Origin of the sequence: Nocardia sp. NPDC058497 (assembly GCF_042720195.1) — a bacterium.
GTDB lineage: Bacteria > Actinomycetota > Actinomycetes > Mycobacteriales > Mycobacteriaceae > Nocardia.
Genome location: NZ_JBHXMY010000341.1, coordinates 1 through 6,608, shown reverse-complemented (window position 1 = coordinate 6,608; position 6,608 = coordinate 1). Strand labels below are relative to the sequence as shown.

Here is a 6,608-nt window from a genome sequence, read left to right as displayed (position 1 = left end):
GGCCAGGTTTATCTCGCCGCCGCCGAACATGCTGCGCACCATCGCGACGATGCCGGGCCCGGCGGGGGAGTCCCACACCCCGACCACCGTGCGCACGATCGTCGGCCCGAGCTCGTCGAGCGGCGCGTGATCGGTCGCGTTCAGCGTCGCCTCCGGATCGGCGGGGAACTCCACCACCGCGGCGAACAGCTGCTGCTTGGTGCCGAAATAGTGGTGCACGAGGGCGGGGTCGACGTCGGCGTCACCGGCGATCGCCCGGATCGATGTCTTGTCGAAACCGGTGTCGGCGAACCGGATCCGGGCCGCGTCGAGGATCGCCGCGCGCGTATCGGAATTGCCGGGCCTGCGCCCGGTGCGACCGGATCTGGCTGTGCCCGAACCAGATTCGCCGTCACTCATGGGTGTCTCTCTCCTCGATCCTCAGGGAGTCCGTCGACGCAGAGTAGCCGCACCGAGGCACAGGGCCACGACCGCGAACCCGGCGACCACCGCGATATCGCGCCACATAGTCGCGGTCGGCTCCGCGTACAGCGACACCTGTTGCAGCGCGTCCACCGCGTAACTCAACGGCATCACATTGCTGATCGCCTCCAGCCACCCGGGCAGCCGGTCGCGCGGAACGAGCAAGCCGCACAGGAAGATCTGCGGCGCCACGATCACCGGCATGAACTGCACCGCCTGGAATTCGGTGCGCGCGAACGCACTGGCCAGCAGGCCGAGCGCGACACCGCAGATCGCGTCGACCATGGCGATCAGCATCACCCAGCCGGGATTGCCCGCGGCGTTCATACCGAGCAGCCAGAAGGCGACCAGACAGGCGACGGCCGCCTGCGCCGCGGCGGCCAGCGAGAACGCGCTGCCGTACCCGGCCAGCAGATCCAGCTTGCGCAACGGCGTGGTGAGCAGCCGCTCCAGCGTGCCCGAGGTGCGTTCGCGCTGCATCGCGATGGCGGTGATCAGGAACATCACGATGAACGGCAGGATGCCGAGCATGGTGATGCCGACCCGGTCGAAGATCGTCAGCGGAGCGTGCGGCGCTCCCGGCGCGTCCTGATAGATGAAGTACAGCAACGTCATCAACAGGGCCGGGACCACCAGGATCATGGCCACGGTGCGGTGATCGTTGCGCAGCTGCCGCAGGATCCGGCCGGTGGTGGCGGTGTAGGGGCGCAGGGTCATGGTGGTCATGCGCTCTCTCCCATCGTGATCAGGGTGAGGAAGGCGGTCTCGAGGTTCTGCTCATCGGTGCGTTCGCGCAGTTCGTCGGGACTGAGCTGGGCGAGCAGGTTGCCCTCGCGCATGAGCAGCAGCCGATCGCAGTGGTCGGCCTCGTCCATCACGTGACTCGAGACGAGCAATGTCGTTCCCGCCGCGGCCAATTCGCGGAACTGCTTCCACAGTTCGACGCGCAGGACCGGGTCGAGGCCGACGGTCGGTTCGTCCATGACCAGCAGTTCCGGTTTGCCGACCAGCGCGCAGGCCAGCGACGCCCTGGTCTGCTGCCCGCCGGAGAGCTGATTGCCCAGCTGGTCCGCGTACTCGCGCAAACCGACCGCGGTGAGCGCTGACTCGACATCGTCGCGGTCGCGGCCGTAGAGCGCGGCGTAGTAGGCGACGTTCTCGCGGACGCTGATGTCGGCGTAGATGCTCGGCGCCTGGGTGACGTAGCCGACCCGGCGGCGCAGCCCGGCGCTGCTCGCCGGCTCGCCGAGCACGGTGACGGTGCCCGATTCGACGATCTGGGTGCCGACGATGCTGCGCAGCAAGGTGGTCTTGCCGCAGCCCGACGGGCCGAGCAGGCCGGAGATCGAGCCGCGCGGGATATCGAGCGTGAGTCCGTGCAGAACGGTGCGTTTCCCGCGTTTGACGGTCAGGCCGTCGACCTGGACGGCCGGGAGTGCGGTGTGCGACATGGTCGCCTCAATTCATCGAGTGTTGAATTCACTACGTGATGAATTTAGCGCGGCCTGGTCGGCGTGGCAAGGGTCAATGCGCGTGCCGCGGGGGTGTCGCGGCCTGCTGACCTGGCTCGACGACCACGAACTGGCCCATCATCCCCACGTCCTCATGCCAGAGCAGGTGGCAGTGATACATGTACGGGGTGTCCGGATCGGCGGGTCCGTCGAAGCGCAGCGCCAGCGTCGCGGTCGTGTTCGGCGGGAGGAAGATCGTGTCCTTAGGTCCGGTCAGCGCCGGTGGTGGCGGGGCGCCCGCGTAGTCGAGCACCCGGAACTGCACGTCGTGGACGTGGAAGTTGTGCGGCATCCCGTCGGCATTGCGGACCACCCATTTCTCGGTCGTGCCACGGGTGACGGTCGCGTCGATGCGATCCATCGCCATCGGGGAGCCGTTGATGCCGGCGAGGGTGAGGTCGAAGGTGCGTTCCACGGCGGCATCCGAGCCGTCCGGCGTCGACGGCGCGACGAGTGCGGCGGGCAGCTCGGGGGAGGGGCGCAGGGTGGACGCGGCCCTTAGTTCGAGAACATCGAACCTGTCGTCGCCACCGGAGAACCGGTTGGACCAGAAGTCGAGGCCCGCGTCGAGCTGTTCGCTGTGCAGCACCGCGCGCTCGCCGGGCTGCATGGGCACCACGATCTCGGCGCGCTCGCCGGGCGAAAGCTGCACGGCTGTCAGCGATTCGGGCCTTTCGAGGAGGCCGCCGTCGGCAGCGATCAGCGAGAATCGCTTGCTGTCGCGGAAGGCGAAGTTGTAGATCCGCGCGGTCGAGGCGTTGAGCAGTCGCAGCCGGACCAATTCGTCGCCGATTTCCTGGTACGGCGCGAGGGTGCCGTTGACCATGGTGCGGTCGCCGAGGAATCCGATATCGCGGAAGACGGCGTGGCTGCCGTCGAGGCGTTTGCCGCGCAGCCGCAGGTCCTGCACGATCACCGGGATGTCGTCGACGCCGTAGGTGTCGGGCAGCGGCAGCGCGGTGCCATCGTCGATCAGGAACATGCCGGCCAGGCCGCGGCGCACGTGGTCCTCGGTCGCGCCGTGCGGGTGCGGGTGGTACCAGAGCGTCGAAGCTGGTTGTGCGACTGTCCATTCCGGCGTCCAGGTCGTGCCCGGCTCGACCATCTGGTGCGGGCCGCCGTCCATCGCCGCGGGCAGGTGCATGCCGTGCCAGTGCACCGTCGAGGCCTCGGGCAACTGGTTGCGCACTCGGACCCGCACCTTCTCGCCGCGGGCGGCGCGCAGTGTGGGACCGAGATAGCTGCCGTTGAAACCCCAGGTTTCGGTGGCGCGGCCTGGCTCGAATTCCGTTGTGCCGGTCTGCATATCGAGGGTGAAAACGCGGGTGCCGTCGGGCTCGACGGTGGATGCGGCCTGCGGTGGGATCGCCAGCGGCTGGGTGAATTTCGTGGTGCCGACGGTGGAGACGTCGGCGCCGGCCCAGGTCCAGGTCACCAGGCCTGCGATCGTGAGCGCCAGGGTGAGGGCGAGTGCGCCCGCGCCGAGCAGTACTCGGCGCAGGCGGCCGGGTCGAGAAGGGGAAGCCATGTCCCGACGGTAGGGAGCGCGACCGTGGTCGCACATCGGGAAGCGTCCCCCATCGGCCCCTGGCCCGCACCCTGATCGGGTCGATGTTTCCGCAGGTAGCAGCATGTTTCGACGCATCCACGCTGTGGTGTGATGCAGGTCACATCGTGTGGTTGTCACGATCCGGCGGGGTCGTTTGTCCTATCGACAACCCACCGACAAGGAGCATCGCCATGAACACCACCACGCACCGCATCGTCGTCCTCGGCGCCGGCTACACGGGCATGCTGGCCGCGATCCGCCTCGCCCGGCGCACCCGCAAGCTCGACGTCCGGATCACCCTGGTCAACCCGTCGGCACGGTTCACCGAACGGCTGCGCATGCACCAGATCGCCGCAGGTCAGGAACTCGCGAACCACCACATCCCCGAGCTGCTCGACGGCACCGGCATCGAATTCGTCCAGGGCTGGGCCACCGCCATCGACCCCGACACGCAGCGCGTGCACGTCGACGGTTTCGGTGAGCTTCCCTACGACGCACTGGTTTACGCACTCGGCAGCACCACCGACACCACCGTCGTCCCCGGCGTCGCCGATCACGCGTGGACGCTCAACGATCCGCGCCTCGCCCACGAATTCGCAGGCAAGCTCACCGAACTCACCGCCGCGGGCGGCACGGTGGCGGTGTGCGGCGGCGGCCTCACCGGCATCGAAGCCGCCACCGAGATCGCCGAGAGCCACCCCGGTCTGCGCGTCACCTTGATCAGCGCGACCGAGCCGGGCGCGATGATGGGCGAGAAGGCCCGCGCCTACTTGAACAAGGCGATGGACCGGCTCGGGATCGTCCGGGCGATCGGCCTGCGCGTCACCAAGGTGCTGCCCGACGCGGTCGAACTCGCCGACGGCACCAGAATCGACGCCGACCTCACCCTGTGGACCAGCGGTGTACGGGTCTCGCCACTCGCCGCCGAGGCGGGCATCGCGACCGACGAGCGCGGCCTGATCGTGGTCGACCCCATGCTGAAGTCGTTGTCGCACTCCATGATTCACGCCGTCGGCGACGCCGTCGCGGTGCGTCAGGCCTGGGGCCTGGTCCACGGCACCTGCCAGAGCGGCATGCCCACCGCCGCCTACGTCGCCGACGCGATCGCGGCCGAGCTGCGCGGCAAGCCGGTGCGGCCGTTCCGCTTCGGCTACTTCCACCAGCCGGTGAGCCTGGGCCGCCGCGACGCGGTCATCCAGTTCACCAACGCCGACGACACCCCGCGCCGCTTCTACCTGACCGGCTGGGCGGCCAAGACCTACAAGGAGCTGGTCAGCAGCAGCCCGGTACCGACGTTCAAGGCCAGCAAGAAGATGACCATGAGCGTCCAGCTGTCCAAGGGCGGCACAGCGACTCGCGCCACCGCGTAAGCCGCCCCGCCATCACCCACGCGCTGGTTTCGCGGGAAACCGGCGCGCGATACCGCCGCAGTGACGGAGAATGCGCCATGGTTGACCCCATGCCGGACCAGGACCCCTTCCTCGAGCACCGCCGTCTGCTGTTCTCGACCGCCTACCGGATGCTCGGCACCGTCACCGACGCCGAAGACATCCTGCAAGACGCGTGGCTGAAATGGAACGACACCGACCACGCCGCTGTCGAGCACCCGAAGGCGTACCTGGTCCGCACCGTCACCAACCTGTCGCTGAACCGGCTCACCTCCGCCCGGGTGACCCGCGAGGCCTATGTCGGTCCCTGGCTTCCCGAACCCGTGCTGACCTCACCCGACATCGCCGAGGACGCCGCATTGGCCGACACCGTCTCCACCGCCATGCTGGTGGTGCTGGAAACCCTGACCCCCGTCGAACGCGCCGTATTCCTGCTGCGTGAGGTGTTCGGCTACACGCACGCCGAGATCGCCGAGGCGCTCGACAAGACCGAGGCGAGCGTGCGCCAGATCGCGCACCGCGCCAAGAACCACGTCCAGTCGCGGCGTCCGCGCTTCGACACCGACAAGGCCGCCCGCGCCCACATCACCGAACAATTCATGGCCGCCTGCTCCGGCGGCGACCTGAACGCGCTGATGGACCTGCTCGCCCCCGACGTCACCTGCTGGTCCGACGGCGGCGGTGTCGTCACCGCGGCCCGCAGACCACTGCACGGCCCCGACCACGTCGCCCGCTGGATCCTCGGCGTGCTGGCCAAACCGTCCTCGGCGGGCATCGAATTCAGCACCGCCGAGATCAACGGCGAACTGGGCACCCTCGCCTCGATCGGCGGAAACCCCGGCGCCGCCTTCACCTTCGACCTCGTCGACGGCCGCATCCAGAACCTGCGCTTCCAGGTCAACCCGGGCAAGCTCGCGGGCCTCTACCGCGGCACCGACCTGCTCGGCTGAATCCCGCTGCGCTGCGCGCACGCCCGGATGGGCCAGAATGGCGTGCGTGTCCGCACAGGAACTCGCCGTCGATCCACCCACCGCCGCGCGCAGGTTGCTCGGCGCGACCCTGTCGTCGGGGCCGGTCTCCGTGCGCATCGTCGAGGTCGAGGCCTACGGCAGCGATCCGGCGGGGCTGTGGCCAGATCCCGCCGCGCATTCCTGGCCGGGGCCGACCGCCCGCAACGCGGTGATGTTCGGTCCGGCCGGGCGGCTCTACGTGTACCGCTCGTACGGGATCCACGTCTGCGCGAACGTGACCACCGGATTCGACGGTGCGGCCTCGGCCGTGCTGCTCCGGGCGGGTGAGGTCATCGCGGGTCATGATCTCGCCCGCGCCCGCCGCCCAGCCTCACGTTCCGATATCGACCTGGCCCGCGGCCCCGGAAACCTCGGCAGCGCACTGGGTTTCACCTTCGACGACTACGGCACCGAACTGTTCGACCCGTACTCCGAGATCCGGCTCGAGCTGAATCCGGCTGTCCCGCAGGCCGAGGTCGCCGTCGGGCCGCGTATCGGGGTGAGTGTGGCCGCCGACGTCGCGTGGCGGTTCTGGCTACCCGCCTCGCCCGCGGTGTCCACCTACCGGCGTAGTCCACGCGCGCCCGAACCGGTCGTGAAAAAGATTCCGAGGCGGCGATGAATTCGCAACGCGGGCCACGTCCTATCTGGTGAACGCGCTCCCCACCGAGCGCGACCGACCCGAAGG

Annotated in this window: 7 protein-coding genes; 3 read left to right on the top strand and 4 right to left on the bottom strand. The window is 68.9% G+C overall.

Annotated elements, in window-relative coordinates:
• The 4 genes from ACFWPJ_RS21225 to ACFWPJ_RS21210 all read right to left on the bottom strand — a co-directional run.
• Positions 1–399, bottom strand: a 399-nt coding sequence (locus ACFWPJ_RS21225; RefSeq protein ID WP_378853855.1) for a TetR family transcriptional regulator, incomplete at its 3' end; no start/stop codon positions are given.
• Positions 400–420: 21 nt separating this feature from the next.
• The gene (locus ACFWPJ_RS21220; RefSeq protein WP_378853857.1) at positions 421–1,179 is read right to left on the bottom strand and encodes an ABC transporter permease; all 759 of its coding nucleotides are present in this window, start codon (positions 1,177–1,179) and stop codon (positions 421–423) included.
• Positions 1,180–1,184: 5 nt separating this feature from the next.
• Positions 1,185–1,913 (bottom strand): ABC transporter ATP-binding protein, encoded by a 729-nt coding sequence (locus ACFWPJ_RS21215; RefSeq protein WP_378853853.1) that lies wholly within the window; start codon positions 1,911–1,913, stop codon positions 1,185–1,187.
• A gap of 73 nt (positions 1,914–1,986) precedes the next feature.
• Positions 1,987–3,501 (bottom strand): multicopper oxidase family protein, encoded by a 1,515-nt coding sequence (locus tag ACFWPJ_RS21210; RefSeq protein WP_378853851.1) that lies wholly within the window; start codon positions 3,499–3,501, stop codon positions 1,987–1,989.
• A gap of 212 nt (positions 3,502–3,713) precedes the next feature.
• Between ACFWPJ_RS21210 and ACFWPJ_RS21205 the strand changes: the two genes are divergently transcribed.
• The 3 genes from ACFWPJ_RS21205 to ACFWPJ_RS21195 all read left to right on the top strand — a co-directional run bounded on the left by ACFWPJ_RS21205 (position 3,714) and on the right by ACFWPJ_RS21195 (position 6,542).
• A complete protein-coding gene (locus ACFWPJ_RS21205) occupies positions 3,714–4,892 on the top strand; it encodes an NAD(P)/FAD-dependent oxidoreductase (RefSeq protein WP_378853849.1) in 1,179 nt (392 codons plus the stop codon).
• 77 nt (positions 4,893–4,969) lie between these two features.
• The gene (locus ACFWPJ_RS21200; RefSeq protein WP_378853847.1) at positions 4,970–5,860 is read left to right on the top strand and encodes an RNA polymerase sigma-70 factor; all 891 of its coding nucleotides are present in this window, start codon (positions 4,970–4,972) and stop codon (positions 5,858–5,860) included.
• A 37-nt stretch (positions 5,861–5,897) separates the two neighbouring features.
• On the top strand, positions 5,898–6,542 hold the full coding sequence (locus tag ACFWPJ_RS21195; protein ID WP_378853845.1) for a DNA-3-methyladenine glycosylase: 645 nt from the start codon (positions 5,898–5,900) through the stop codon (positions 6,540–6,542).
• Positions 6,543–6,608: the final 66 nt, after the last annotated feature.

What these genes read in the sequence shown, in the direction of transcription:
- ACFWPJ_RS21220 (WP_378853857.1), bottom strand. Translation starts at nt 1,179, where the DNA reads ATGACCCTGCGCCCCTACACCGCCACCACCGGCCGGATCCTGCGGCAG.
- ACFWPJ_RS21215 (WP_378853853.1), bottom strand. Translation starts at nt 1,913, where the DNA reads ATGTCGCACACCGCACTCCCGGCCGTCCAGGTCGACGGCCTGACCGTC.
- ACFWPJ_RS21210 (WP_378853851.1), bottom strand. Translation starts at nt 3,501, where the DNA reads ATGGCTTCCCCTTCTCGACCCGGCCGCCTGCGCCGAGTACTGCTCGGC.
- ACFWPJ_RS21205 (WP_378853849.1), top strand. Translation starts at nt 3,714, where the DNA reads ATGAACACCACCACGCACCGCATCGTCGTCCTCGGCGCCGGCTACACG.
- ACFWPJ_RS21200 (WP_378853847.1), top strand. Translation starts at nt 4,970, where the DNA reads ATGGTTGACCCCATGCCGGACCAGGACCCCTTCCTCGAGCACCGCCGT.
- ACFWPJ_RS21195 (WP_378853845.1), top strand. Translation starts at nt 5,898, where the DNA reads ATGGCGTGCGTGTCCGCACAGGAACTCGCCGTCGATCCACCCACCGCC.